The following is a 25,757-nucleotide window of genomic DNA, read 5'->3' on the forward strand; positions in this document are numbered from 1 at the left end:
TTAAACAAATCTGAAGTCGACACCTGCACGCTCGGCGGTCGTCCCGTCACGCGGCGAGTCACCGACGAAGACCGCCTCGCTGGGATCGACGCCGAGTTCAGAGAGCGTCGCCAGCAGCGGTTCCGGGTCGGGTTTGTGTGTCTCAACCGAGTCCCGACCGACCACCGCGTCGACAGCCGACGCGAGACCGTGCGTATCGAGGGCGAGATGGCAGGCGCGTTCGCAGTTGAGCGAGCAGACGCCGACCGGAACCGAGCGGTCGAGCAGTTCGTCGGCCAGCGCGAGGCGGCGCGAGTTGCGTGCGCCAGCGTGTTCATGGCGGCTGATCGTCGACTCCACTGCCTCACTGATTCCGTGGCGCTCGGCCCGCACCATGAGGTCCCAGAGATCCGCGCCGGTGGCGTCGATGCCCGCTTCGTCGTAGACCTCGATCACGTCGGTGGCGACGGTCGCCCAGTCGACGGCGAGACCGACCAGCGTCCCGTCGAGATCGTAGACGACCGCCTCGTACTCGCTCGTAGCCATACTGATTCGTGGGGCGGCGCAGTGAAATCGGTGTCGACCGCTACCGAAACTGGGGAAGACACCGATGTGTCGACACAGAGCCAATCACGATTAATTACTATTAATTATGTATTATGTCTATTAAATAATAATATACTGCTACGAACTACGCTATAAGCAGTTATTTACTGACTACTATTCCGTATTATGTCGCTAATCAAAATTATGCTTGATTTACGGAACTATATGGTAACTAAATAATGTGCTGATGTTGCTAAGCGGTTTATTACAATAGTATCAATACCTGAAATCTCGGGCAGAATGTCAAAAGACCACGATGAAGACAGTGACGCAGCGTCTCCCGACGCGGTGATCGAAGACCACACCGCGTTCGATCCACGCGAGCCCTCTCGACGGGATTTCCTGTCGATGAGCGGTACACTCGCCGCGGGGTCGGCACTCACAGCCGGGGCTGCGGCCACCGAGGAGGTCGAGGCCAAGGAGGTTCCCGAAGAGCCGGACGAGGGTGGGCGCGTTCGGCACTTCGATGTCCACGCCATCGACGTCGACATCGTCTACAACCGATACGGCCTCCACCAGCCGGTCGGCGTCATGTACGCGCTCGAAGAAGACAGGAAAAAGATCAAAGAGCTCTCCGGAAAACGACCCTGTAGAAACACGGTCGTCTTCGAGGACGACGACGAGGACGACGAGTTCTTCTGCGATGATATTCCCGAGGACGAACGGGCCGACGGTGACACGCGAGTCATTCAGCCGCTCACACTTCGTGCCGAGCAGGGCGATATCATCGAGATCGAGTTCCACAACGACCTCGACCGAGCGGCCTCGATGCACATGACTTCGCTGCCGTACGAGGTCGACGACAGCGACGGAATGCACGTCGGCGAGAACCTCGACACGACAGTCGACCCCGGCGAGTCGATCACCTACCGGTGGTACGCCTCGACGTTGGGCGGTCACTTCTTCCTCGATGGGGCGAATCAGGCCTACGACAGCGCCGAAGACCCGCCACAGGAGGCCAACTTACTGTCTCGCGGCCTCTTCGGCTCGGTCATCGTTCACCCGCAAGGATCCGAGTGGACCGACCCCTTCACCGGCGAGGAGGTACAGGGCCGGGTTCAGGCGGACATCCACCTGCCCGATGATCTCGGCGACGAGGCCTTCCGAGCGGGCAATGTGCCCGGACTCAGCTACCGGCAGTTCGTCATCTATTACCATACCCCCGAAGGAATGCGAACGGCCGACGGCGATAAGTTGACCTTCCCCGACAGCGACGAAGATCAGACGACTCACGCGATCAACTACCGTGCGGACCCGACCGGGAATCGGGTGCCCGACGGGAGTGACCCGGAAATCGCGGAGTCGTTTTATAACTCGTGGCTCAACGGCGATCCCGGCGGCGGCGACAACGTGTATCCGATGTACGTCGGCGATCCGGTAAACGTGCTGCCGATGGGTGCGTCGGTCGAAGAAAACCACGTCCATCACTTGCATGGCCACCGCTGGAAAGAGACGCCGCCGGACGTTTCTTCGGGCACCGTCGACTCCCAGACGGTCGGCCTCGGCGCGGTCTACGAGAGCCCGCTCGTAATCGCCTCAAGTATCTCGACAGAAGGTATCAACGATTTCACTACCGTGCGTCCGGATCTGGAGTTCGAGGACTCCTTTGCGGTCGGGGCGGGCGGTGCACACCGGTCGACCGGCGACGTACTGTTCCACTGCCACCTGTTTCCCCATTACGGCGAGGGAATGTGGGGAATCATGCGCGTCCTCGACAAGGAGCGCAAGGGGCTCCAACCGCTGCCGACCAACGAGCCGCCGATTCCCATCGATTCGGATGTGCCCGGCTTTCCCGAGTTCATCCCGGGTGAGTTCGGTGAGACAGCGCCGTTCCCACCGTACGGCGCGGCCGGAAAGGAGGGGTTCCGCGATCCGACCGACGACGAACAGGCCGCTCTCGGCGATGACATCCTCCCCGGTGCACCGTACACAGACCCCTGTGATCCCGACGTTGAAGCCGAAATCGAGGGCGAAAAACGCGAGTACACCATCGTCGCCCTCCCCGCCGATGTCGTCTACAACGACGTCGGCCATCACGATCCCAACGGGATCGTGTTCGTCCTCGAAGAGAACGCCGAGCTAGTCAAAGAGGGGAAACTCAACCCCGAGCCGCTGGTCATCCGTGCCAACGTCGGCGACTGCGTCGACATCACATTGAAAAACGAGGTCACCGAGGAGAACATCGCGGCGCTGCCGGGTGACCGGTTCCCGGAGGGTGACGACGACGGCAAGCCCGAGAGCGTTCCCATCGAAGCAGGCGGGAAGTCCAATCATATCCACTTCGTTTCGTACGACCTGTTGGGTTCGGATTCACTCGCTACAGGCTTCAACTACCGTCAGGACGCCCAACCCGGCGAGGAAGCCTTTTATCGGTGGTTTGCCGACGAAGAGGGAACCATCTTCTTCCACGATCACATCACCGGCATCGAGGACGTGATGCACGGCTCGTTCGCCTCGCTGGTCGTCGAGCCGCCGGAGTCACGGTGGCTTGATCCCTACAGCGGCGACGAGATCGACAGCGGCACCCAGGCGATCATCGAGGTCCCCGACGGCGAGGACTACCGGGAGTTCTGTCTGGCCTATCAGGATTTCACACAGCTCGTCGACCGCGACGGAGAATTGGTCAACCGAAACGAATCCGAACACAACGAGAACTCGGGGGTGATGGCGATCAACTACCGGAACACGCCCTACTACATCCGCGACGACGCCGATCCCGCTTACGTTCATTCGTCGTTCGTCCACGGCGATCCCTCGACGCCGACCTTCGAGGCCTACGAGGACGACCCGGTTCGGTTCCGGCTCTGGCATGCGACCTACGAGGAACAGCACAACTTCACGATCAACGGTCGACGGTTCGATCCGGAAGGACAGGATCCCGAGGACGCCGTCACGCAGATCATCGGCACCTCGGAAGCGTTCACGCTGGATCTCCTGGAGGAACCGGACTCGATCGGCAAGGGGACGTTCATCGAGGAACTCGACGAGAACCCCGCTGGCCTCCCGATCAAGGACTATCTCTACGGTTCGATGGTCGTCGACGATCTCTGGAACGGGATGTGGGGGCTGTTCCGGGAGTTCGGCGGTCGTGTAGATCATCTCGAACCCTTACCGGACCGGAAGGCACCGAAGGAAAGAATCACCCGGAAAGAACTCGAAAAGATGGGCCACCCGGCCCCGTTCAGCGAGTTCGAGTGGAGCGAGCGGGGGCAGCTCGCCCGGCTCCTATATAAAAAGGGTGACGACCGGGAGTTCCCACCGGACAAAGACGCCCGACAGAACGATGCCATCACCGGCGACCCACCGGAGCTCGCACCGTCGCCCGGCAGGCCGTGTCCGAAGGACGTAGACCGCCTCGAGTTGGATGTGACGGCGTTCGATACCGAGATCGAGTACAACGACTACGGCGACGTCGACCCCTACGGCATCGCGTATGCGATGGACGACGACGTCGAAGCGATCCGCGACGGCGACGCGCCGCTCGAACCGCTGCTGTTGCGCGCAACACAGAACGACTGCATCGATCTCACGCTGACGAACGATATCGACTTCGATGATCTCGACAACGACCACCCACATCCCGAGATGCAGGGGCCCGACGAGGACTGGGATCGCTCGAAGCGGATCTCGCTGCATCCCAAACAGGTCAGATACAACGTCCTCGGCTCCGACGGAACGACCGTCGGCTTCAACTGGGACCAGACGATCGGGCCGGGCGAGGAGATTACCTACCGCTGGTACGTCAACGAGGTCTCGGTCTCCTCGGTGCTCCACGATTTCGCGGACATCAGAAGCAACCGCCACCACGGAGCCTATGGTCGACTCGTCGTCGAGGAAGACGGCGTGGAGTTCCTCGATCCGCTCACCTGTGAGCCAGCGCCGAAGGGGCGGGCACACTCGGTGATGAAAAAGCGGCCCAAGGGCGACGACATCCGGGATTTCTCGCTGGCGTTTGCCGACGGGCAGTTCATCATCAACGAGGACGATCCGGACAACTGTGTGGTGCCGCCGGGACCGGATATCGAAGACCCCGACGACCCCTGCAATCAGTTGGGTGATCCCGAAGACCACGGCTATCCGGCGATCAACTACAGTTCGGAGCCGTTTATCCGCCGATTCGAACGGGAGGATGACGATCCGGCGAACGTGTACGACTCGGATATTCACGATGATCCGAACACGCCGGTGCTCCGTGCGCTGCTCGGCGATCCGGTGACGTTCCGAATCCATCTCTGTGCTGACAAAGCCGATGGGCTCGCGTTCCACCTCGCCGACCACCAGTGGGACCGGCTTCGAGGCGACGACGACTCCAAACTCGTCGGCGTAGACGACCAGATCAGCGTCAGCAAAACCGACCGAGTCGAACCCGTCGACGGGGCGGGCGGCATCGCCGAAAGCACTGGCGACTTCATCTACCAAGAGACACGCCAGCGCCGGAAACTCGAAGGCGGATCGTGGGGGATCTTCCGGGTCGAAGACGACCGCAAGAAGTTCCCCAGCGAGATCCATCCGCTACCGGATCGCTCGAAGACGATCCCGATCGAACACCGACCGAACTGGATCACGATGGCGGGAGATCTGACCGACGGCAAAAAAACAGATCTCGTCGTAATCGTCCCCGACAGCGTTCGGTCTGCTGGCGATTCGAGCGGGTTCTACCTGTTCGAAGACCTCGATTCGAGGGAAGACGTGACCGACCTCGCCGGGGCCGACCACAGCGCACTCATGGAGTACGACGACGACAAACTCATCGTGAATATGGATTCGAATGCAGTCTCCACGGCAAAACGGCTCCGGAAACTGTTCCGGAACGCGGAGCTTTCGGTCGTCGGCACACCCGAGGAGTGCACGGTCGATTTCGATGAGTTGGCTCAACTTACCGAACTGAAACTGACGAGTAATGGAGATGAGAAATCCGGGGAAATCAGAATATCGGTCGACAGCGTCGACGTCGATGACGATTCGCTGAAACTCACGTGGGAAGACGGGTCGACGCTCACGGTGACCGAGTACGACACCCTCTTCGAGGAGTAATCACTCACCGAGTAACAGGCCGACCCCAACTCTGTTGGACGACTGCAAGCCCGCCGAGCAGGAGTCGATGATCGTCAGCAAACCGTACCATCCAGCGCCGGAGTCGGCTGCTTACGCGATTCCGAAGTCGAATCCCAACGGCGACGCCGATGACGATCATCGTCGGTCGACCATCGAGCGTCGGCCCACTGGCTCCCAGCCTCGACAGCGGAACCGACCGCTGTTGGCTCGCCATGAAACCCAGCGTGAGTAGTCCGAGACCGATACGGATCGGCTCACCCGGCAACACGTTGAGGACGAGCAGCCCGACGAACCCGGCAGAAAGTGAGACGATTACACGCGATGGCGTCGCCCCCGTGCGATCACCACCCCTTCACGGACGAACAGACCACCGAAGACGACGAGCCCGAGGGCGATGAGGAGTCTTCGACCGGTGAGCGGGAGCGTCTCGACTAGGAACTGTTGGCAGGCAGACCAGACGACCAGCCCGCCGCAGACGCTCATCGGGGCCCCGAGTGCGAGATCACAGTAGCGACTCCTGGCGGCTCCAACCACCAGGAGGCCGAGCAGGCTACAGAAGACCGCCGGGTCGGCGAGGGGACCGACGACGGGAGTGTAGCTCGGCCGTGTGGTCGAGAGTGCCAGCAGGCCGACGATGACGAGCCAGACGCCGAGGAGATGGCCGACATCGCGGTCGCTGTACTGGAGGTCCACACACGGATACCGTCTTCATCAGTCCTAAAACTCCGCAAATTCCGGATGGCTGACCCACCAGATAACCCGACCGTCACTCCCAGAAGGGATACAGCTCGTCGGTTCCGCCGTCGGTGATTCGCTCGCCATCCAGGAGGAGTGCCCCCGAGTCGGCGGCTTCGGCTTTCGCTTCGACCTCGCCGATGACGGCGGCCTCGATCCCCGCCTCAGCGAGCCGGGAGCGGGCCGACTCGACCGCGGCGGGCGGGAGCGTCGCAAGCAGGGCTCCGGAGCCGAATACCCCCAACGGATCGATCCCCATCGCCGCACAGACTGTCTCGGTCTCGGGGCGAACCGGGACCGATTCGCGGTCGACGACGAGGTCGACGTCGGCTGCGGCGGCCATCTCGACGAGTCCCGTCCGGACGCCGCCCTCGGTCGGATCGTGGAGCGCGGTGGCGGACTCCCGGAGCGCCCGCGAGTCGTCGAGGATACTGATCTCCTCGAAGAATCCGGCGGCGCGGTCGATGGTCGACTCGTCGACGCCTGCGTCCCGGAGATCGTCGGCGAAATCCGTCGCGATGATGCCGGTGGCCTCGATGGCCGCACCCTTCGTGAGAAGCACCCTGTCGCCCGATTCAGCACCGCTGGTCGGGATGTGGTGGTCGGTTCGGCCGAAGGCAGTCAGGCTCAGCAGCGGGCGGGAGAGCACCGGTACGTACTCCGTGTGGCCGCCGACGATCGTGACGCCGAGATCGGCGGCCGCCTCGTCGAGTTGGCTCGTCAGTGTCTCGATGACCTCGGCATCGTCGTCGGGAAGAAAGATGACATTCGTCAGGAACTCGGGGTCGGCTCCCGCCGCAGCGATATCGTTGCAGGCGACGTGGACACCGATCGTTCCGGCGGCTTCCGCCGCCAGCGAGACCGGATCGGAGCTGACGACCAGCGTTTCGCCGTCGCCGAGGTCGATCGCCGCGGCGTCCTCGCCGTAGGCCGCGCCGGTCAACAGCGCCGGGTCCGAGGCCCCGGTCTGGTCGAGAATGGTTTGCAGCGCCTCGGGGTCCAGCTTACCGATCATCTATCCAGGAGTCGGGAGCGGTCACTTTTGTACCTGCCGAGTCGGCTACTCGTCGACCAACGTGACGTCCAGTTCGGACTCGATATCGCGGATCAGCGATCCCCCGACGCCTGCGCGGGCTGCCCGGCCCTGTTCGACCGCGAGATACGCCTCGTCGTCGATGTCGAGCTCGGCGGCCAGCTCCTCGATGGTGAGTCCGGCGTCCTGTCTAGCGGCCTCGACGCGCTCGTCGTAGTCGGAGACGAGATACGGCAGCCGGTCCCGCTCGTAGTTTGTCCCCTCTTTCTCCCAGTGGGAGGAATCGCCCTTCTGGGCATCGTAGATCTCGGCCTGCTTTTGGGCGGCTCGCTTCTTCCGGTCGACCGAACTGTCGCTGCCGCTGCTGCTGCCGCTACCGCTGCCGCCGCTGCCCTGACTTTGGCCACCCTGCCCGCCGTGGCCGCCGGAGTCGCGTCGGCTGTCGTCATGGGGCGAGCAGTCGGGACACACCAGTAGTTTTGCCCCGGCGACGTTGGCCTTGCTGAGCCTGCTGCTGGCTTTGCCACAGAGTTCACAGGCATCGCCGTCGCCACCACCGCCGCCGCCCCCGGTCGAGTATTTCGCCATACCGGTCTCTTGGGGCGAGGGGTGTTTAAGATTGGCTCGTCTGTGGGTGGAACAGCGCCACCGACAGCAAAACGAACGCCACCGACAGCAAAACGAACGCCACCGACATCGGACAACTGCTCGACAGCGGGCAAAAAGGTCAGTCGAGCGTCGACGTGATAATCTCCCGAAGCTCAGCCACCGTTTCGGCGTCGTATTCGACCGTTTCACCGGCAACACTGAGAGACAGCACACCGTCGTCGGTCGCCAAGCCGAGCGAGTCGACTGGCGCGACGCCGTCGAAGGCCTCCCGAACTGCCTCGGGGTCGGTGGTCTCGACGACGACTCGGCCGGGCGTCTCGTCGAAGAGGTCGACCACGCTGTCGACCGCCACGTCGGCTCCCACCTCGCTGGTAATCAGTTCAGCAAGGGTGACCGCCAGCCCACCGTGGCTCACGTCGTGGCTCGCTAGCGTCGACTCCTGGTTGGCAACTGCCGCGATCGTCTCGACGACTTTGCTGGCGTTGTCGGGCAGGTCGGGGAAGGCATCGCTGCCGCCTTCCTGTGTGAGTAGCTCCGAGCCCCCGAGTGCGTCGCCAGCCGCACCGACGACGAGCAGTTCGCCCTCGCCGGAGAGTGCCGCGAGTGGCGCGTCGTACCCCGCCTTCGAGCCGACCATCGCCAGCGTCGGTGTCGGCGGAATCGGGCCCGTGTTCGAGTCGTTGTACAAGGAGACGTTGCCGCCGACCACCGGCGTCGACAGATCCGAACACATCTCCGCGAGGCCGTCGACAATGGCCTTGAAGCCGCCGTAGACCTCGGGCTTCTCGGGGTTACCGCCGTTGAGACAGTCGACCGCCGTGAGTGGCAGCGCACCCTTCGCCGCGATGTTGGTCGCGTTTTCGAGGGCGACCGCCTGGGCTCCCTTATACGGGTCGGCGGTCGTCCAGTTGGGGTTGGCTCCTGACGAAAAGGCGAGGCCGGTCCCCGCGCCGGTCGTGTCGGTGGCGTCGCCGCTGGTCTCTCTGATCGCCATGATCGCGGCGTCGTCGCCCGGTTTGAGGGCCGTGCGGACGCCGACCTCGTGGTCGTACTGGCGGTAGACCCAGCGTTTCGAGGCCGTGTTCGGACTGGCAACGACCGCGTTGATCGCGTCTTCGAGGTCGACCGCGGGCAGGTCGCGGTCGGCCTCGGTTGGCTCGATCGAATCGAGATCGTTCATCGGCGCGCCCTCCGCGAGGAACTCGGGGTCGACGTCGACGACGACCTCGCCGTCGAACGTACAGACGTAGTTCCCTTCGCGGACCTCGCCGATCACCGAGCAGCCGAGGTCAAACCGCTCGGCGATCTCGGCGACGCGCTCTACGTCCTCGGGAGCCACCTCGTAACACATGCGCTCTTGGGATTCGGCCAGCAGGATTTCCAGGGCGTTCATGTTGGGTTCACGCTGGTGAACCCTGTTGAGGTCGATCTCAGCGCCGAAGCCACCCTTGGCAACCAACTCGGAGGACGCGCCACCGAGGCCTGCTGCGCCGAGGTCACGGGCCGACTGGATGAGGTTCTCGTCGACCAGCGTCTCGTTGGCCTCGATCAGCAGTTTTTCCGTGTATGGGTCGCCGACCTGCACGGCGGGTCGGTCCTCGGTTTCGGCATCCTCGGCCAGATCCTCGCTGGCAAACGATGCGCCACCGAGGCCGTCGCGGCCGGTGCCGTTGCCCACGAGGACGAGTTTGTTGCCCGCTTTCTGGGCTTCGGCCGTGACGAGTCGCTCCTCGTTCGTGAGGCCCATGCAGGCGACGTTCACGAGGGGATTGCCGACGTAGTTCTCGTGGAAGTCGACACTGCCCGTGACGGTGGGGACGCCGATGGAGTTGCCGTAGTTCGAAATGCCTTCGACGACGCCTTCAAAGAGATACTGGGAGTGTTCGCGGTCGAAGGAGCCGAAATAGAGGCTATCTGCGAGGGCGATAGGGTAGGCACCCATCGACATCGTATCCCGGACGATACCGCCGACGCCGGTGGCCGCACCGTCGTAGGGGTCGACGTAGCTCGGGTGGTTGTGGCTCTCGATGCCGAGGGTGATGTAGGTATCCGAGTAGTCGTCGGCCTCGCGGTCGTCTGCGGGGGTGTTGGCCGCGTCGGGTTCGGGGACGGCGACGACCGCCGCGTCGTCACCCGGCCCGATGACGACCTGCTGGCCCTCGCTGTCGAACGCCGACAGCAGGGGACGGGATGATCGGTACGCACAGTGCTCGCTCCAGAGGTTTTCGAACAGCGTCGACTCTGCAGGGGTGGGTTCACGGCCCAGCTCCGAAACGATGAGCTGGTGGTCGGACTCCGGGAGACTCATTCAGTTCCCTGTTCAGAATCACCGGCTTAATCTCTTTCCATGTGCAGAAACGTGCATCAGCTATCGGGCTGAACAAACCGGGTGAGATCCGATAGCTCTTTGGAACACACCCCGTATACGTTCGGATATGAACGAGTATATCAAGTGGGGTGGCGCGGGCATCGCCCTCGCGCTTGTCGGTGTCGTCGCTATCGCATCCGAGATCCAACACGGCCTTTCCGCTGGCGACCCGCTGCCGGTCATCTACGGTGGAGCGGTCGTCTTCGCCGCGCTCGTGACGATCCTCATTGTCGCGCCGAGCTTCCGAGAGTCGCCCGACCCCAGCCACGACTGAGAGCCTTTATTACTCACCTCTCGTAGGAGTCGACCGTGTTAACGGTCGAGCTCCATTCCCATTCGGCGCTCTCGCATGACGGCCGCGATCCGGTCGAGCTGCTCGTCGAGCAGGCGGCGGCGGTGGGACTCGACGCCCTCGCAGTCACCGACCACGACGAGATTGACGCCTCCATCGAGGCCGCCGAGGTCGCCGCCGACCACGGCCTGATCGGCATCGTCGGGATGGAGGTCTCCAGTGCCGCGGGCCACATTCTTGCCTTCGGCATCGAAGAGCTGATTCCACCCGGACTCTCCTACGACGAAACGCTCGAACGCATCCACGATCAGGGCGGGATCGCCGTGATTCCCCATCCCTTCCAGAAGTCGCGCCACGGTGTCGCCCCCCACGTGACCGAGGACCAGCTGGCGAGCGCCGACGCCATCGAAGTGTACAACTCCCGGCTGTTCACGGGGCGGTCGAACCGACAGGCCGAACGGTTCGCCATCGAGCGCGGGCTGCCGATGACCGCCGGGAGCGACGCCCACATCTCGGAGCTGGTCGGCCAAGCGATCACCGAGGTCGGAGCCGACGACCGCACCCCCGAGGCGATCCTGGAGGCGATCCGTCACGGCCGGACCAGCGTGATCGGCCAACGAACCCCCTGGCGCGTCAGCCTCCGACAGTTCGGCGGCGGCGCGAAACGACGCATCCAACGCGCCCTCTCGGAGTTTTTTAAATGACTGAGACGCTCCGCGGTGGGAGTCTGTCGGTGGTTCGGGCCACACTCGCCGACGCCGATCCGCTCCCGGGTGCCAGCGGCCGTGGCCCCGGTGATATGGGCGGCTTCGGCGGCGTGGTCGACGGACAAATCGTCCGCGACGTGTTGGGTCGACAGCCGATTTATACCGACGCGGATGCTGTCGATCCGGTCGCCGAGGGTGCGTGGGCGTTCGCACCGACCGAACTGGAGACGCCAGCAGTGGTTCCACCGGGTGCCGTGCGGACAGTCGAGGGCGACAGCCAGCGGCTCGAACTCCCAGAGCCGCCTGCCGATAGTCCCGAGACGGCTCAGGCGGCTGTCTCCGAGGCACTCACCGACGCACTGGGACTCGACGGAGCCGACCGGCCGACCGACACCGCAGTCGCCTTTTCAGGCGGCATCGACTCCGCACTCGTTGCTGCCGGACTCCCCGATGCGCCGTTGTACGTCATCGGCTTCGAGGGGAGCCACGACATCGCCGCCGCACGCGAGGCAGCCGACGCGATGGGTCGCACAGCGGACCTCCACGTGATCGAACTCGACCACGCGAGGCTCCAGGAGGCGGTGCCACGTGTTGCCGACGCCATCAATCGGACGAACCCGATGGACGTCTCGATCGCGCTGCCGCTCCTGCTTGTGGCCGAACGTGCCGTCGAGGACGGCTACGACCGACTTGCGCTCGGACAGGGTGCGGACGAACTCTTTGGGGGCTATTCAAAGGTCGTCGACCCGAGCGACGACCACCGCGTCGAGGCCGAGACGGTCCGCGGGGCGGTTCGGGAGACGATCACCAGCCTCCCCGATCAACTCGAACGCGACGTCTGTGGATTGCAGGCCGTGGGCGTCGAGCCGGTGACGCCGTTCCTCCAGGACCGCGTCGTCGATGCCGCCTTGCGACTGCCCGGCGAACGACTGGCGAGCGGCGAGGAGCGCAAAATCGCGCTGCGGGCGTTCGCACGACGGGAGGGCGTATTGCCCGAGTTAGTGGCCTCGACCGACAAGAAGGCCGTCCAGTACGGCAGCTACGTCAGCCGCGAACTCGACCGGCTGGCCCGGCAGGCGGGATATAAACGACGGATGGACGACCACGTCGGCCAGTATATCCGGTCGCTGCTCTTGTCGTCGTAACGTCAGTCACAGGATATTTTCGACCGGAGGGAGAGGTGGACCTATGAGTACACAGCAGGGGACCGTTGTCCACATCTCGACCGACGAAGTAAGCAAATGGCAGATGGCACTGCGGAACCTCCAGAACCTCGTCGGCGACGAGTCGGTGCCGACCCCGCCGGAGGCACTCGAAGTCGTCATCACGGGGCCGGGCGTCCAGTTCCTCCTGGAGTCCTCGCCGGAGGCCTACAAGATCCGAAAGATGGTCGAGGCGGGTGTCACCGTCGCCGCCTGCTCGAACTCGCTGTCACGGTTCGGCCACGATCCCGAGGCGGTCGTCGACGGCGTCAGTATCGTCCACTCCGGCGTCGCCGAGGTCGTCCGGGTCCAACAGGGCGGCACCGACTACCTCAAGCTTCCCTAACGCCGAGTGGCTGCCCGCTTGGTCGGCGTTCGCTGATCATTCTGGGGGTTCCAGGAGACGGCGTAGTTTAGATACCGACAGGGAGACACACCCTTATCCCTATCCGGCACTTAAAAAGGGAGAATGAGTGCTACGACAGTCTTCTCTCAGCGGTCCCCGAAGGCGATGCTCTACTGTCCCAACTGCGGATTTGCCAGCCGGATCAACGGCGAGTGGGTCATCCATCTCAACGCGAGTTCGGTCGACTACGAGTGTCCGAACTGTGAGACGATCATCGACTCACGGCGGGATGGCTCGGAGCTAACGACCCGACACGAGGGGGGACTACAGTTCAGCAATGCTGACTGAGCGTTGGTGTTTGTGGGACGGCTACGCCGAGCCGACCGACAGCAACGACGCCACGGAACGCTCCAGCAAGCCGTATATGCGTATTTTGAGCAAGAGCCGTGTCCAACTAACTTCGCGGGCGACTCCGTACAGACAGCGGGCTCGGGAGTCGGGTTCTCTCGACATGAGAAACGGACGCTGTCTATATCTCGTTAGCAGACAATACTACAGCAGAGAAGCAATGACACTCAAACCACTCGTTTACGCGCTTGCAGCCGGTCTCGCAGTCTTCCTCGCCGTCGGCGTGGCTGTCACCGAACTCGCCAGCGCGTGGATCGAGTTCTCGCTGTTCGTCGGTCTCCCCGCGGGGATCGTCGCCGGTACGGCCGCCGCGGCAGCGGTGACGTTCGGACTGAGCGGGGGAGCCGACCGGCGACTGCGTCACATCGCCAGCGGGCTGGCTGGCTTCGGAGTCGGCTTCCTCCTCGCCGTCATCGGCCTTGGGGCTCTCGGCGTCGGCGTCGTCCTCAGCATGGGCGTCGCCGTGGTCGTCGGTCTCGTGGCCGCGGTCGTGGGGTACCTCCGTGGACCGACCACGCTCGACCCCACTACGGCCACATCCGAAATCAACTGATGGGCCGGTCGACAGGTTACAAATCCGCCTCAACGACCGCCGCAATCGCCTCACAGCCGATCTCAACCGTATCCGAATCGATCTCACTCGCCCGCAGTTCGTCGGCGGTATACCACTCCCAGACAGCCGCCGCTGCTTCGCCGTCGGCGGGGTCGATGGCGCGACTGTCGACTGCCGCAAAATAGACGTGGTCGATGTGCTGGTGGCCCACGGTCCCGTCAGTGTGAATATTGATATCGTACAGCATCATGTGGGCGGGCTGCGGCAGCACCTCGCCAGCCGGGGCGTCGATGGCTGCGGTCTCCCGCAGGAGGCTCGGTTCGAGGCCGGTTTCCTCCTGGACCTCGCGGATGCCAGCCTCGTGTGGGAGTTCGTCGCGGTCGACGTGGCCGCCGGGCGGAACCCGAATGCCGAGCCGATCGTGGTGGTGGAGCGCAGTCGCACCCCTGTTGACGATATACACCGTCGACGTGAAATGGCGGGTCGTCTCCATACGAGCCGTAGCGGGACGGCTCATTCAAAGCTACCTATTCGGCTATCACACGGTCACGGGAGCCTTAAAAAAGAGTAGCGGCTGCGATATCGTCGTAGTCAGGCAGGTAGTTCGTCGGCGGCGTCCGCCATCGCTGTCCTCGGCGAGCACTGCGAACTGATTTTTGACCTCTCCGATTGTCTGTCGGGGTGTTCTGTCCAAACCGGATCGTAGCCCTGACAAAGATTTAGGCCGCTCTACGCGTAGTTTATCCCTATCGCTCCGAGCCTGTTCGATGTCCTGCCGCTGGTGGTCGTCATGGTCGCCGGGCCCCAGATCCTGAGTGCGATCTTTCTGTCGACCGGCGAGGACTGGCGGCGCAACTCCGCGGCGTTCGTCGCCGGGGCCGGGCTCTCAATCGCGCTTGTGGTTACGATCGCCTACGTCCTCGGCATTGAGGCCATTGGACTGGGTGCGTCGAACACGACACTCAACGCGATCATCCTCGTCGTGTTGCTGGTTGCGATGGTCGACACCTACCGGACCAGACATGAAGCCGAACCGCCCGAGTGGATGGGCAAATTGGGAACTGCTAGCCCGCGGTTTTCCGTCCGCCTCGGGTTTCTCTTGTTGGGCTTTTTTCCAACCAATCTGCTCACATCGGTTGCTGTCGGCTCCTATCTCGCCGCCACCGGTGCACCGTGGGTCGACGCCCTGCCGTTCGTCTTCCTCACGCTCCTTGTCTTGGCACTCCCCGCGCTCGTCCTCGTAGCCTTCGGTGAGCGCGCCGAGGCGTTCCTTCCGGAGGTCCGCAACTGGATGACGACGAACGCGTGGGTCGTCAACGAAGTCGTGATCGTCTTCTTTATCGGGCTGGTACTCAGCAATCTGCTGGGGTGACTCCAGTCACCCGGATACTCCGTCGGCTGTGAAGAGACGGTTAATACCGCTGACAGCGTACTACCTAATTGATTATGAAGATTAACTGGTCGGCCGTCCTCATCGGCTTCGTTGTAACGCTCGCCCTCGGGTTCATCAGCGGTCTCCTGTACACGGGATCGGCGGCCACTGGCGCGCTCAGCTACTGGGGTGTGATCGGGATTCTCGGCGGCCTCGCTGCCGGATACATCGTTGGTGGGAAGATCGGATCGGGCGCGATCCACGGCGGGCTCGCAACCGTCTTGGGATCGGTCGTCCTGCTCGCGGTCGCTACGGTCACGACCCTGCTGTTCGGCGGCGTGGTGCTGTCGCTCGGCGTGCTCGGCTTCGGCGTCCTCATGGTCGCCTTCCACGCCATCCCCGGCGCACTCGGTGGTGCGCTCGGCTCGTGGCTGAAGGACCGACGGACTGCCCCCGAATCTGTGGGCACGCGGGCGTAGATCCACCGTTGTCGTACCGTCTGTTGTTCCATCACAATCAGTTCCGTCCCTTATTCTATCGGCAGACTGTCGACACAGTCGCCAACTACCCCCTTGCCGCTCCACGCCCAATGTCGTCCCGATGATAGTACGGAGTCGACCCTCGGCGCATTGCTTGGGACTCACTGAGCGGAGTCTCACCACACGATGAGCACTGATGCGAGGCGTTCGCGTCGGTTTCTGCTCGTCGTCGGACTGCTCGCCGGAGCAGTCTCTGCGCTGATCGTCCTCCCATTTCTCAACTGGATTCTCGTCGCTGTGGTCCTCGCCTATGTGCTCGCGCCGCTGGATCGGCGACTCTCTCGGCGACTCCCGCCCAGCTTCTCGGCGGGGATTTCGATCACTATCGGCCTGTTCGCGATCGTGCTTCCGGTGCTCGTGGTCCTCGGTGTCGCCGCCAACCAGACGCGCCGACTCATTGCCGGGTTCGACCCGCAGATCGTCTTCCGGATCGACGACCTGATCGCCGACCGCTTTGGCCTGATGGTCGACGTAACGGACCTCCAGGAGACGCTGTCGGGAGCGATTTCGTCGGGTGCGCAGGGCGTCGTCGGCAACGTCTTCAGTATTGTCGGTGGGCTTCCGGAACTCTTCATCGGGATCACGGTGATGTTTTTCGTCGTCTACTATCTGCTCAAGGACGGCGACCGGACGGTGGCGTGGCTCCGCACCGTACTCCCGCTTACCCCCGAAATCAGAGAGGAGTTATTTGACGAAATCAACCTACTGCTCTACAACTCGCTGGTCGGGACGGTGGCGGTCGCCGGGGTGCAGGCGATCCTCCTCGGGATCGTGTTCGTCCTCCTCGGGATTCAGAACGTCGTCTTCTGGACGGTCGTGACGTTCGTCGCGGCCCTGCTGCCGCTCGTCGGGGCCTCGATCATCTGGCTTCCGGCCGTGGTCTATTTCCTCATCGTCGATCGGCTCGTGGCCGCCGTCGCGCTGTTGGTCTTCGGCGCGGTCGTCATCAGCACGGTCGACAACATCCTCCGACCGATGGTCATGCGACGTGGGGCCCAACTCAGTCCCGTCTTGACGATCCTCGGTATCTTCGGCGGGATCGCGCTGTTCGGGTTCGTCGGCCTCTTTGTCGGCCCGATCGTCCTCGGCGTGACCAAACTCCTCGTCGAGATGTTGGTCCGGGAGTCCTCCGAGACACCTGCGGCCGACGAGCCCCGAGACGAGAACGGTAGCTCACAACCCCCCGCTGTCGACGTTGATGTCGACGACGGTGATCCTGGAGCCACCCACAGCGATCCGGAGCCGTGATCGCATGGCTACGACGTAGCCAGCGCGTACAACCGCAAGCCAGTAGCAGGGAGATCAATCACGGAACACGGAGTGTCCTCGAATCGCCCGAACAGAGAGTCGACGAGGTGCTGTTCGAGGAGATCGGGGTGGTCGTCACTGCCACAGGATTACTGGCGGACTCGCAGAAACGAAAAACCGCGTTAGGCGACCGACTGCGTCCCCTGATCGGCTTCGAGCAGTTCGTGGTAGCGGTTGCGGATCGTGACCTCGGAGATGTTGGCGACCTCGCTGACCTGACTCTGGGTGACCTTCTGGTTGGTCAACAGTGAGGCCGCATACACCCCGGCGGCGGCGAGGCCGACCGGCGACTTCCCGCTGTGGACGCCCTGGGCTTTGGCGGTCGACAGCAGTTCGCGAGCGCGACGCTCGGCCTCGTCGCTCAGTTCGAGATCCGAGGCGAACCGCGGGACGTACTGCTCGGGGTCGGCTGGCTTGATTTCGAGGGAGAGCTCGCGGGCGATATACCGGTAGGTGCGGGCGATCTCGTCTTTGTCGACCCGCGAGACACTCGTTACTTCGTCGAGACTTCGCGGGGTGCCTGCCTGCCGGGCCGCCGCGTACAGCGATGCCGTCGAGACGCCCTCGATGGAGCGACCCGGCAGTAAATCCTCGTCGAGTGCCCGACGATAGATTACGGAGGCGGTCTCCCGGACGTTGTCCGGGAGTCCAAGGGCGCTTGCCATCCGGTCGATCTCGCCGAGGGCCTGCTTGAGATTGCGCTCTTTCGAGTCGCGGGTGCGGAACCGCTCGTTCCAGGTGCGGAGCCGCTGCATCTTCTGTCGCTGCCGCGACGACAGGGATTTGCCGTAGGCATCCCGATCCTGCCAGCCGATGTTCGTACTCAGGCCCTTGTCGTGCATCATGTTGGTCGTCGGCGCGCCGACACGGGACTTCTGGTCCTTCTCGTTGCTATCGAAGGCACGCCACTCGGGGCCGTGATCTATCTCGTCCTCCTCGACGACGAGCCCACAGTCTGCACACACCGTCTCACCGTGTTCGGTGTCGGTCGTGAGGTGGCCCTCACATTCCGGACAGCGAAGCGTCTCCTCGGAGTCGGCCGACCGTTCGGTCGATCGGTCGCGCTGTCGGGTGTGCTCGTCGGTAAACGTACGGACGTTATCAGTCATGATTTGATTGATCGTGGGACAGATGGGTCTCCCCCACAGGTCGTTCTGCATCAATATTCACGCACTGAAATAACTTAAAACTACCTTAAAAAACCACCTCCAAAGATTGCGAAAATAGCACGACAGCGCCGGGGTATAGATCATTAACAATACCCCCGATTGCTGCGGGCGGTTTTACGTTCGGCTACCGGCGTCTTGGTTTGATTGTTGCGCCCAGCCGATCGGGGTGGTACCAGCGCACATATTCTCCGTCAATACACTCTCGATCCGACCAGTAAGCGAGAGTCGTCGGCTGTCGCGAGAGGGACCGAAACCCTTACTCACGGGCCGCGGTTCGGGGTAAATATGAGCGATTCGCCCGTCGACCCCGAGGAGGTACGGCACGTCGCCGACCTCGCTCGGGTCGACCTCGACGATGCGGAACTGGCGGAGTTCAGCGAGCAGTTCGCCGACATCCTGGACTACTTCGAGGCCCTCGACGAGGTGCCCGAAATAGACTCCGAGCCCGAACTCGTCAACGTGATGCGGCCCGACGAGGTCCACGACGGGCTCACACAGGAGGAGGCCCTTCGAAACGCCCCCGAAACCGAGGACGGGTTCTTCAAAGGACCGACCGTCTCATGAGCAGCGACCACAGCAGTCCCACCGACGACGCGCACGACGGCCCTAGCGACGACACCCACAACGCTTTCATCACCGACGCCAGCGTCGAGGGAGACGGCGAGGGGCCCCTCGCGGGCAAGACGGTCGCCATCAAGGACAACATCTCGACCGACGGTGTCCGGACGACCTGCGGCTCGGCGATGCTCGCCGACTACGTCCCGCCGTACAACGCGACCGTGGTCGACCGGGTCCTGGAGGCGGGCGGCACCCTCAACGGCAAGACCAATATGGACGAGTTCGGGATGGGCGGCACCACCGAAACCTCGGCGTTCGGCCCCGTCGAGAACCCGGTCGATACCGACCACGTTCCCGGTGGGTCCTCGGGTGGCTCGGCCGCCGCCGTCGCCGCTGGTGAGGCCGACCTCGCACTCGGGACGGATACGGGTGGCTCGGTCCGCAACCCCGCGGCGTTCTGCGGCGTCGTCGGCATCAAACCGACCTACGGGCTGGTCTCACGGTACGGGATCGTCGCCTACGCCAACAGCTTAGAGCAGGTCGGCCCGCTGGCAACGACGGTCGAAGACGCCGCCCTGCTGCTCGATGTGATTTCGGGCCCCGACGACCGCGATGCGACGACTAACGACGGCGGCGCGGATTCAGACTACGCCGCGGCCGCCCACGGCGATGTCGACGGGCTCACTGTCGGCATCATCACCGACCTCATCGAGGGAGCCGACGACGATGTCGTCGAGACCTTCGAGGCGTCACTCGACGAACTCGAAGCCCAAGGCGCGGAGATCACCGAAGTTTCGCTGGACTCGCTGGAACACGCCGTTCAGGCCTACTACGTGATCGCCATGTCGGAAGCCTCCTCGAACCTCGCGCGGTTCGACGGCGTTCGCTACGGTCCCGAGGGCGACCACGAGGGCAACTGGAACGACGCCTTTGCGGCGGTCCGTGAGGAAGGCTTCGGCCCCGAAGTCAAACGCCGCATCCTCCTCGGCACCTACGCGCTCTCGGCAGGCTACCACGACAAATACTATAAAAAGGCCCAGGACGCCCGAGCGTGGGTCAAACAGGACTTCGACGAGGCCTTCGAGGATGTCGACGTTCTCGCGTCGCCAACGATGCCCGTCACACCGCCAACCCTCGGTGAGAGTCTCGACGACCCCTTGCAGCTCTACCTGATGGACGCCAACACGGTGCCGGTCAACCTCGCCAATCTGCCCGCGATCTCGGTCCCGGCGGGCGAGGTCGACGGACTGCCGGTCGGCCTGCAGCTCATCGGCCCCAAATTCGGCGAGGAGACGATCATCCGCGCGGCGAGTGCAGCAGAACAGTAACAGATAGCATTCGTTCACGCAGTCGGCTGCTTTTCTCGATCCCACTGCTCCAACAGCAGTGCTCGCCCTAATCCCACAGTGGTTTCAGTACCGCCGCCTAAATCAAGTATAATTGAATTAGTCCAACCTAATTGGGTAAGCTTTATTAGGGAATCCTGAACACCACATATTGGGTTCCACTACCCAAGCCCCCATATACAGGGGTGACAAGCTGGAGGGTCGACGAGTGACATCTATGCACTGCCCCGACTGTGGTCACGAGCACACGCACGTCATCGACACCGAACCGCACGAATCCGACCTGTCTGTTCGGCGGCGACGCGAGTGCCAACGGTGTTCATTCCGATTTACGACGTACGAACGCCCCATGTGGGACGCCCTCCAGGTCAAGAAACGCGACGGCAGCATCGAGCCGTTCAGCCGCGAGAAGCTCCGCGGCGGGATCGAGCGAGCAGTCGAAAAACGCCCCGTCGACGAGTCGGCCGTCTCCGAGATCGTCGACGCGACCGAAGCCGAACTCCAGGAGCGAAACACACAGATCGTCGCCTCCGAGCTGATCGGCGATCTCGTCTCCGAGCGACTCAGAGCGGTCGACGGCGTCGCCTACATCCGGTTCGTATCCGTTTATAAGGCGTTCTCGGAGCCCGAGGAGTTTCGCCGCGAACTGGACGCGGTGCTCGATGCCGAACTCGACGATCACGGTGGACCCGAGACGAACACATCATGACTCAGAACGCTACGACGACAGCCCCGGCCGTGCGGTCGATTCTCGACCGCGCCTGTACAGACACCGACCCGCTCGTCTCCGACGAGGAGCGCGAAACGCTTACGACCGAAATCAACCGCACGCTCTACGACGGCGCGACAGCCGACGAGACCTATCAGGCGGTCATCCAGGCACTCACCGCCCGCGTCGAACGCGACCCCGGCTTCAAACGACTGGCCGCGGCGGTCTTCCGCCAGCGCTACCAGTACGAACTGTTCGGCGAGGAACTGACCGGCTACGAGTTGGACCGCCGCTACAGGGAGACGTTCGTCGACAACCTCGAACGAGCGGTCGACCTGGAGCTGCTCGACGAGCGCCTCCTCGATCAGTTCGACCTCGGTGCCCTCGCCGACTACCTCGAACCGGACCGGGACGAAAAATTCGAGTATATGGCGATGGAGACGCTCTATCAGCGGTACTTCCTCAAAACCGAGGAAAACGGCGAGCATCTCGAACTCCCGCAGGCCTTCTGGATGCGCGTGGCGATGGGCCTCGCGCTGAACGAGGACGACCCCCAGCGGCGCGCCAAAGAGTTCTACGACGTGCTCTCGAAACTGGAGTTTACGCCCTCGACGCCCACGCTGTTCCACAGCGGATCGACCCACCCACAGCTGTCGTCGTGTTACCTGACGACCGCTCAAGACGACCTCGAAGACATCTTCGACTCGTACAAACACCACGCCCAGCTCTCGAAGTGGAGCGGTGGCCTCGGTAACGACTGGACGAACCTCCGGGCCTCCGGCGCGCTGATCGAGTCGACCGGCGTCGAGTCCACCGGGGTGGTTCCGTTCCTCCGGATCAGCAACGACGTGACTGCCGCGATCAACCGCTCGGGGAAGCGTCGTGGGGCGGCGTGTGCGTATCTCGCCTGCTGGCATCTCGACTACCCGGCGTTTATCGATCTCAAGCGCAACACGGGCGATGAGCGCCGCCGAACCCCGGATATGAACATCGCCTCCTGGATTCCGGATCTCTTTATGAAGCGCGTCGAGGCGGGCGAGGAGTGGACGCTGTTTAGTCCCGACGAGGTCCCCGAACTCCACGAGCTGTCGGGATCGGCCTTCGAGGAGCAGTACTGCGAGTACGAGCGACAGGCCGACAACGGCGACCTGCGGCAGTACGAACGCGTCGATGCTGCCGATCTCTGGCGGCAGATGTTGACACGGCTCTTCGAGACGGGCCACCCATGGCTGACGTTCAAAGACCCCTGCAACATCCGGTCACCACAGGACCACGTCGGGACGGTCCACTCCTCGAACCTCTGTACGGAGATCACGCTCAACACGAGTCAGGACGAACACGCCGTCTGCAACCTCGGCAGCGTCAATCTCGCGACCCACACCGAGGACGGCCAGCTGAATCGGGACCACCTCGCCGAGACGATCGAAACGGCGATGCGGATGCTCGACAACGTCGTCGACCTCTGTTTCTATCCGACCGACGAGGCCGAAGCCTCGAACCGCCAACACCGGCCGATCGGGCTCGGTGTCATGGGCTTCCACGACGCGCTTATGCAGCAGGGTGTCCCGATGGACTCCGAGCAAGCCATTGAAAAGGCCAACCGATGGCAGGAGTTCGTCTCCTACCACGCGATCCTCAACTCCTCGAAACTCGCCGCCGAGCGGGGTGCCTACCCCTCCTACGAGGGATCGAAGTGGGATCGCGGACTGCTCCCACAGGACACGGTCGACCGGCTCGAAGCCGAACGCGACCGCGAGATCCCGACCGACCGCGAGGAAACCCTCGATTGGTACGTCGTCCGCGAGCAGATCGCCGAGCACGGCATGCGGAACTCGAATACGATGGCTATCGCGCCGACCGCAACGATCTCGACGATCAACGGGACGACACCCTCCATCGAGCCGATCTACTCGAACCTCTATGTCAAATCCAACATGTCCGGCGAGTTCACGATCATCAACGACCAGCTGGTCGAAGCCCTCCAGGACCTCGACCTCTGGGACGACGAGCTGGTCGACCGGATCAAGTACCACGACGGCTCGATCCAGGAGATCGACGAGATCCCCGACGAAATCAAGCGGCTGTACCGCGGGGCCTTCGAGATCGACCCGCGCCACCAACTGCGGCTGACCGCCCACCGACAGACGTGGATCGACCAGTCGGTCTCGCATAACGTCTTTTTCCCCTCGACCGACGGATCGCTCCTGGACGACGTCTATACAACGGCGTGGCGACTCGGCCTGAAGACGACCTACTACCTGCGGACGCTCGGAGCCTCACAGATCGAGAAATCGACGCTGGATATGGCCGAATACGGCAAGACCCAGCATCGAGACGACGACCAGTCGGGCGAGGCCGCCGCAGACGGTGGCGTCGCCGACGACGAACTCTGTCGCGTCGACGATCCGACCTGCGAGGCCTGCCAGTAACGCTGTCGACCACGACCGAAATCACATCATCACAGCAACCACCAGATCCATGCCAATTCTCAACACCGACGCCGAACACGACCCGAACAAGATCCTCCCGATCGACTACGACTGGGCCCGCGAGTACTACACGGCGGGCGTCAACAACAACTGGGTACCCGAGGAGATCCCCATGCAGGACGACATCAGCCAGTGGGAGGGCGAGGCGCTCTCGGCGGCCGAACGCCAGCTCATCGAGTGGAACCTCGGGTTCTTTTCGACCGCTGAGTCGCTGACGGCCAACAACATCGTGTTGGCACTCTACGAGTACGTCACCGCCCCGGAGTGTCGGCAGTACCTCCTGCGACAGGCCTACGAGGAGGCGATCCACACGGATACGTTCATCTACTGCTGTGATTCCCTCGGCTTCGACCCCGACTACCTCTATGGGATGTACGACCGCGTGCCGTCCATCGAGGAGAAAGACGAGTTCGTCGTCGATCTCACGCGGGCGATCAACCGCCCCGACTTCACTATCGACACGGGCGACGACGTGCGGGCGTTGCTCCGCGATCTCGTCGGTTTCTACGTGATTATGGAGGGAATCTTCTTCTATGCGGGCTTCGCGATGATGCTCGCGCTGAAACGCCAACAGAAGATGGTCGGCATTGGCCAGCAGTTCGAGTACATCATGCGGGACGAATCGCTCCACGTCGGCTTCGGCGTCGATCTCATCAACCAGATCCGAACCGAACAGCCGGGTGTCTGGACCGACGAGTTCGGCCAGGAAGTCATCGACCTGATCACCGAGGCTGTGGAACTGGAGAAGGTCTATGCCTACGAGGCCTGTCCCGACGATATTCTCGGGATGAACCCCGAACAGTTCGCCGAGTACGTCGAACACATCGCCGACCGCCGACTCGGCCAGCTTGAGCTGCCCGAACAGTACGGCCGCGAGAACCCATTCCCGTGGCTCTCCGAACAGGTCGACCTCAACAAGGAGAAGAACTTCTTCGAGACGCAGGTCACCGAGTACCAAAGCGGCGGGAGTCTCGACTGGTAGCCTCGGCAGCCATCGCTGCTCTCAGAGTTTTGCGGTCGTTTCCTCGATGGCCTCGGCGTCGACGAAGACGACGACGTGATCGCCGGGGTGGATCTCCGTATCTCCGCGGGGCGTCACGAACCTGTTTTTCCGCGTGATTGCGCCGATGACGACCCCATCGGGGAGGTCAGCCGCCGACTCACGGATCGGTCGGCCAGCCAGGACGCTGTCGTCGTCGATCTCGACCTCGATGACTTCGGCCTTGTCGGTCTCGATGAGGGCGACGTTTTCGGCCTTGCTGGACTGTGTCAGTCGGGTGATCTCCTCGGCGACGACCACACGCGGATTGATCGCCACGTCGATGCCGACCGTTTCGAACAGTTCGACGTAGGATGGGGTGTCGATAATGGCGACAGTCCGGTCGGTGCCGAGCCGCTGGGCCAGAAGCGACACCAGGAGGTTCTTCTCATCGCTTTCGAGTGCGGCGACGACGATATCCGCATCGCCGATGTGTTCGCGTTCTAGGAACTCGATGTCGGTCGCATCCGATTCCATGACGGTCGTTTTCGGGAGTTCTTCGGCGAGTTCGCGGGCCCGGCTGGGGTCCTGTTCGATCAGCCGCGGGCGGAAGCCACGCTCGCCCAGCAGGCGGGCGACGTGGTAGCCGATCTCGCTGCCGCCGATGATGGCGACCTCCTCGTCGCTGCCTGTCGAATGGTTCGGGGCCAGCGCATCGGCGAAGTTGTGGACGCTCTGGGGGCTCCCGATGACGACCACCCGGTCGCCAGCCTCGATAACAGTTGTCCCATCGGGGACGACAACGTCGTCGTCGCGGATCAGCGCCGCGAACGTCAGCGAGTCGTAACGGTCGGCCTCCTGGATCGTCTGGTCGGCGACCGGACACGCCTCGCTGATCTCGAATTCGGCCATCTGGACCCGCCCTCCGGCGAAGGGGTCGACGTCCACCGCGGCGGGCAGCCCGACTACGCGGACGATCGACTGGGCAGTCAGCAGGTTCGTACAGACCATGTAGTCGACGCCGAAGGCCCGTTCGGATCGCTCCCAGGTGTCGAGATATTTGGTCTGTTTGATCCGGGCGATGGTGAACGCATCGCCGAGTGCGGCGGCGGTCGAACAGACGACGATGTTGGTCTCGTCGTCGTCGGTGCTGGCGATCACCATGTCTGCGTCTTCGATCCCGGCCTCTTCGAGCACGCTCGTTTCGGTGCCGTCACCGGCGACTGTCAGCACGTCGTAGGAAAACGCGAGCTCTTCGGCGCGGTCCTGCCGCGCGTCGACGACGGTTACGTCGTGGCTCCCGGCCAGATCCGCGGCAATACTCTCGCCGACCTGCCCTGCGCCCACGATGAGGACTCTCACAACACCATCCCTCTCATAGGGCCGCATTGCTTC

Annotated in this window: 24 protein-coding genes; 15 read left to right on the top strand and 9 right to left on the bottom strand. The window is 63.1% G+C overall.

Annotation, left to right across the window (positions count from 1 at the left end; all coding sequences use genetic code 11):
* Window positions 1–525, bottom strand: a complete 525-nt coding sequence (locus NO877_RS13380) for an HAD family hydrolase (protein WP_256396852.1) — start codon at window positions 523–525, stop codon at window positions 1–3.
* Between the two features lie 300 nt (window positions 526–825).
* Here NO877_RS13380 and NO877_RS13385 point away from each other — a divergent pair, with 300 nt between their 5' ends.
* Window positions 826–5,619 (top strand): multicopper oxidase domain-containing protein, encoded by a 4,794-nt coding sequence (locus NO877_RS13385; RefSeq protein WP_256396853.1) that lies wholly within the window; start codon window positions 826–828, stop codon window positions 5,617–5,619.
* Window positions 5,620–5,623: 4 nt separating this feature from the next.
* On the opposite strand, the gene NO877_RS13390 is transcribed toward NO877_RS13385, so the two are convergent.
* The 5 genes from NO877_RS13390 to purL all read right to left on the bottom strand — a co-directional run bounded on the left by NO877_RS13390 (window position 5,624) and on the right by purL (window position 10,325).
* Window positions 5,624–5,854, bottom strand: a complete 231-nt coding sequence (locus NO877_RS13390) for a hypothetical protein (protein WP_256396854.1) — start codon at window positions 5,852–5,854, stop codon at window positions 5,624–5,626.
* Window positions 5,855–5,952: 98 nt separating this feature from the next.
* Window positions 5,953–6,333, bottom strand: a complete 381-nt coding sequence (locus NO877_RS13395; protein ID WP_256396855.1) for a hypothetical protein — start codon at window positions 6,331–6,333, stop codon at window positions 5,953–5,955.
* Window positions 6,334–6,406: 73 nt separating this feature from the next.
* Window positions 6,407–7,390, bottom strand: a complete 984-nt coding sequence (locus tag NO877_RS13400) for an AIR synthase family protein (RefSeq protein WP_256396856.1) — start codon at window positions 7,388–7,390, stop codon at window positions 6,407–6,409.
* A 45-nt stretch (window positions 7,391–7,435) separates the two neighbouring features.
* Window positions 7,436–7,996: a helix-turn-helix domain-containing protein gene (locus NO877_RS13405; protein WP_256396857.1), complete on the bottom strand. Its 561-nt coding sequence runs from the start codon at window positions 7,994–7,996 to the stop codon at window positions 7,436–7,438.
* A 139-nt stretch (window positions 7,997–8,135) separates the two neighbouring features.
* Window positions 8,136–10,325, bottom strand: coding sequence for a phosphoribosylformylglycinamidine synthase subunit PurL (gene purL, locus NO877_RS13410; RefSeq protein WP_256396858.1), 2,190 nt, complete (start codon window positions 10,323–10,325; stop codon window positions 8,136–8,138).
* A 127-nt stretch (window positions 10,326–10,452) separates the two neighbouring features.
* Here purL and NO877_RS13415 point away from each other — a divergent pair, with 127 nt between their 5' ends.
* The 6 genes from NO877_RS13415 (at window position 10,453) to NO877_RS13440 (ending at window position 13,893) form a co-directional block, all read left to right on the top strand.
* Entirely contained in the window at window positions 10,453–10,659 is a 207-nt protein-coding gene (locus tag NO877_RS13415) for a hypothetical protein (RefSeq protein WP_256396859.1), read from the top strand.
* Between the two features lie 35 nt (window positions 10,660–10,694).
* Window positions 10,695–11,381, top strand: coding sequence for a PHP domain-containing protein (locus NO877_RS13420; RefSeq protein WP_256396860.1), 687 nt, complete (start codon window positions 10,695–10,697; stop codon window positions 11,379–11,381).
* Window positions 11,378–12,529: an asparagine synthase C-terminal domain-containing protein gene (locus NO877_RS13425; protein ID WP_256396861.1), complete on the top strand. Its 1,152-nt coding sequence runs from the start codon at window positions 11,378–11,380 to the stop codon at window positions 12,527–12,529. The genes NO877_RS13420 and NO877_RS13425 overlap by 4 nt, the downstream gene beginning before the upstream one ends.
* 43 nt (window positions 12,530–12,572) lie before the next feature.
* Window positions 12,573–12,932 carry a DsrE family protein gene (locus tag NO877_RS13430; protein ID WP_256396862.1) on the top strand — a complete coding sequence of 120 codons (360 nt, stop codon included), beginning with the start codon at window positions 12,573–12,575 and terminating at the stop codon, window positions 12,930–12,932.
* A gap of 123 nt (window positions 12,933–13,055) precedes the next feature.
* On the top strand, window positions 13,056–13,280 hold the full coding sequence (locus NO877_RS13435) for a DUF8106 domain-containing protein (RefSeq protein ID WP_256396863.1): 225 nt from the start codon (window positions 13,056–13,058) through the stop codon (window positions 13,278–13,280).
* Window positions 13,281–13,500: 220 nt separating this feature from the next.
* On the top strand, window positions 13,501–13,893 hold the full coding sequence (locus NO877_RS13440; protein WP_256396864.1) for a DUF8147 domain-containing protein: 393 nt from the start codon (window positions 13,501–13,503) through the stop codon (window positions 13,891–13,893).
* 16 nt (window positions 13,894–13,909) lie between these two features.
* Here the strand turns inward: NO877_RS13440 and NO877_RS13445 are convergent, their stop codons facing one another.
* Window positions 13,910–14,386, bottom strand: a complete 477-nt coding sequence (locus tag NO877_RS13445) for an NUDIX domain-containing protein (protein ID WP_256396865.1) — start codon at window positions 14,384–14,386, stop codon at window positions 13,910–13,912.
* 255 nt (window positions 14,387–14,641) lie between these two features.
* Between NO877_RS13445 and NO877_RS13450 the strand changes: the two genes are divergently transcribed.
* The 3 genes from NO877_RS13450 to NO877_RS13460 all read left to right on the top strand — a co-directional run bounded on the left by NO877_RS13450 (window position 14,642) and on the right by NO877_RS13460 (window position 17,052).
* On the top strand, window positions 14,642–15,265 hold the full coding sequence (locus tag NO877_RS13450) for a GAP family protein (RefSeq protein ID WP_379827243.1): 624 nt from the start codon (window positions 14,642–14,644) through the stop codon (window positions 15,263–15,265).
* Window positions 15,266–15,339: 74 nt separating this feature from the next.
* Window positions 15,340–15,744, top strand: a complete 405-nt coding sequence (locus tag NO877_RS13455) for a DUF5518 domain-containing protein (protein ID WP_256396867.1) — start codon at window positions 15,340–15,342, stop codon at window positions 15,742–15,744.
* A gap of 186 nt (window positions 15,745–15,930) precedes the next feature.
* Window positions 15,931–17,052, top strand: a complete 1,122-nt coding sequence (locus NO877_RS13460; RefSeq protein ID WP_256396868.1) for an AI-2E family transporter — start codon at window positions 15,931–15,933, stop codon at window positions 17,050–17,052.
* A gap of 182 nt (window positions 17,053–17,234) precedes the next feature.
* On the opposite strand, the gene NO877_RS13465 is transcribed toward NO877_RS13460, so the two are convergent.
* Window positions 17,235–18,221, bottom strand: a complete 987-nt coding sequence (locus NO877_RS13465; protein ID WP_256396940.1) for a transcription initiation factor IIB — start codon at window positions 18,219–18,221, stop codon at window positions 17,235–17,237.
* A 345-nt stretch (window positions 18,222–18,566) separates the two neighbouring features.
* Here NO877_RS13465 and gatC point away from each other — a divergent pair, with 345 nt between their 5' ends.
* From gatC to NO877_RS13490, 5 genes are all read left to right on the top strand, one after another.
* Complete coding sequence (gatC, locus tag NO877_RS13470) at window positions 18,567–18,845, top strand: Asp-tRNA(Asn)/Glu-tRNA(Gln) amidotransferase subunit GatC (protein ID WP_256396869.1); 279 nt, start codon at window positions 18,567–18,569, stop codon at window positions 18,843–18,845.
* Window positions 18,842–20,167 (top strand): Asp-tRNA(Asn)/Glu-tRNA(Gln) amidotransferase subunit GatA, encoded by a 1,326-nt coding sequence (gatA, locus tag NO877_RS13475; protein ID WP_256396870.1) that lies wholly within the window; start codon window positions 18,842–18,844, stop codon window positions 20,165–20,167. The genes gatC and gatA overlap by 4 nt, the downstream gene beginning before the upstream one ends.
* 235 nt (window positions 20,168–20,402) lie before the next feature.
* Window positions 20,403–20,894: a transcriptional regulator NrdR gene (gene nrdR / locus NO877_RS13480; protein WP_256396871.1), complete on the top strand. Its 492-nt coding sequence runs from the start codon at window positions 20,403–20,405 to the stop codon at window positions 20,892–20,894.
* Window positions 20,891–23,323 (top strand): ribonucleoside-diphosphate reductase subunit alpha, encoded by a 2,433-nt coding sequence (locus NO877_RS13485; RefSeq protein WP_256396872.1) that lies wholly within the window; start codon window positions 20,891–20,893, stop codon window positions 23,321–23,323. The genes nrdR and NO877_RS13485 overlap by 4 nt, the downstream gene beginning before the upstream one ends.
* A gap of 49 nt (window positions 23,324–23,372) precedes the next feature.
* On the top strand, window positions 23,373–24,365 hold the full coding sequence (locus NO877_RS13490; RefSeq protein WP_256396873.1) for a ribonucleotide-diphosphate reductase subunit beta: 993 nt from the start codon (window positions 23,373–23,375) through the stop codon (window positions 24,363–24,365).
* Between the two features lie 21 nt (window positions 24,366–24,386).
* On the opposite strand, the gene trkA is transcribed toward NO877_RS13490, so the two are convergent.
* On the bottom strand, window positions 24,387–25,724 hold the full coding sequence (gene trkA, locus NO877_RS13495) for a Trk system potassium transporter TrkA (protein ID WP_256396941.1): 1,338 nt from the start codon (window positions 25,722–25,724) through the stop codon (window positions 24,387–24,389).
* Window positions 25,725–25,757 lie beyond the last annotated feature (33 nt).

Source organism: Halohasta litorea, assembly GCF_024494645.1.
GTDB lineage: Archaea > Halobacteriota > Halobacteria > Halobacteriales > Haloferacaceae > Halohasta > Halohasta litorea.

Coding starts and splice junctions, on each gene's coding strand:
- NO877_RS13445 (WP_256396865.1), bottom strand. CDS start 14,386: ATGGAGACGACCCGCCATTTCACGTCGACGGTGTATATCGTCAACAGG.
- NO877_RS13430 (WP_256396862.1), top strand. CDS start 12,573: ATGAGTACACAGCAGGGGACCGTTGTCCACATCTCGACCGACGAAGTA.
- NO877_RS13405 (WP_256396857.1), bottom strand. CDS start 7,996: ATGGCGAAATACTCGACCGGGGGCGGCGGCGGTGGTGGCGACGGCGAT.
- NO877_RS13425 (WP_256396861.1), top strand. CDS start 11,378: ATGACTGAGACGCTCCGCGGTGGGAGTCTGTCGGTGGTTCGGGCCACA.
- purL (WP_256396858.1), bottom strand. CDS start 10,325: ATGAGTCTCCCGGAGTCCGACCACCAGCTCATCGTTTCGGAGCTGGGC.
- NO877_RS13435 (WP_256396863.1), top strand. CDS start 13,056: ATGAGTGCTACGACAGTCTTCTCTCAGCGGTCCCCGAAGGCGATGCTC.
- NO877_RS13490 (WP_256396873.1), top strand. CDS start 23,373: ATGCCAATTCTCAACACCGACGCCGAACACGACCCGAACAAGATCCTC.
- NO877_RS13380 (WP_256396852.1), bottom strand. CDS start 525: ATGGCTACGAGCGAGTACGAGGCGGTCGTCTACGATCTCGACGGGACG.
- gatA (WP_256396870.1), top strand. CDS start 18,842: ATGAGCAGCGACCACAGCAGTCCCACCGACGACGCGCACGACGGCCCT.
- NO877_RS13415 (WP_256396859.1), top strand. CDS start 10,453: ATGAACGAGTATATCAAGTGGGGTGGCGCGGGCATCGCCCTCGCGCTT.
- gatC (WP_256396869.1), top strand. CDS start 18,567: ATGAGCGATTCGCCCGTCGACCCCGAGGAGGTACGGCACGTCGCCGAC.
- NO877_RS13400 (WP_256396856.1), bottom strand. CDS start 7,390: ATGATCGGTAAGCTGGACCCCGAGGCGCTGCAAACCATTCTCGACCAG.
- NO877_RS13455 (WP_256396867.1), top strand. CDS start 15,340: ATGAAGATTAACTGGTCGGCCGTCCTCATCGGCTTCGTTGTAACGCTC.
- NO877_RS13460 (WP_256396868.1), top strand. CDS start 15,931: ATGAGCACTGATGCGAGGCGTTCGCGTCGGTTTCTGCTCGTCGTCGGA.
- nrdR (WP_256396871.1), top strand. CDS start 20,403: ATGCACTGCCCCGACTGTGGTCACGAGCACACGCACGTCATCGACACC.
- NO877_RS13385 (WP_256396853.1), top strand. CDS start 826: ATGTCAAAAGACCACGATGAAGACAGTGACGCAGCGTCTCCCGACGCG.
- NO877_RS13440 (WP_256396864.1), top strand. CDS start 13,501: ATGACACTCAAACCACTCGTTTACGCGCTTGCAGCCGGTCTCGCAGTC.
- NO877_RS13390 (WP_256396854.1), bottom strand. CDS start 5,854: ATGGCGAGCCAACAGCGGTCGGTTCCGCTGTCGAGGCTGGGAGCCAGT.
- NO877_RS13485 (WP_256396872.1), top strand. CDS start 20,891: ATGACTCAGAACGCTACGACGACAGCCCCGGCCGTGCGGTCGATTCTC.
- NO877_RS13465 (WP_256396940.1), bottom strand. CDS start 18,221: ATGACTGATAACGTCCGTACGTTTACCGACGAGCACACCCGACAGCGC.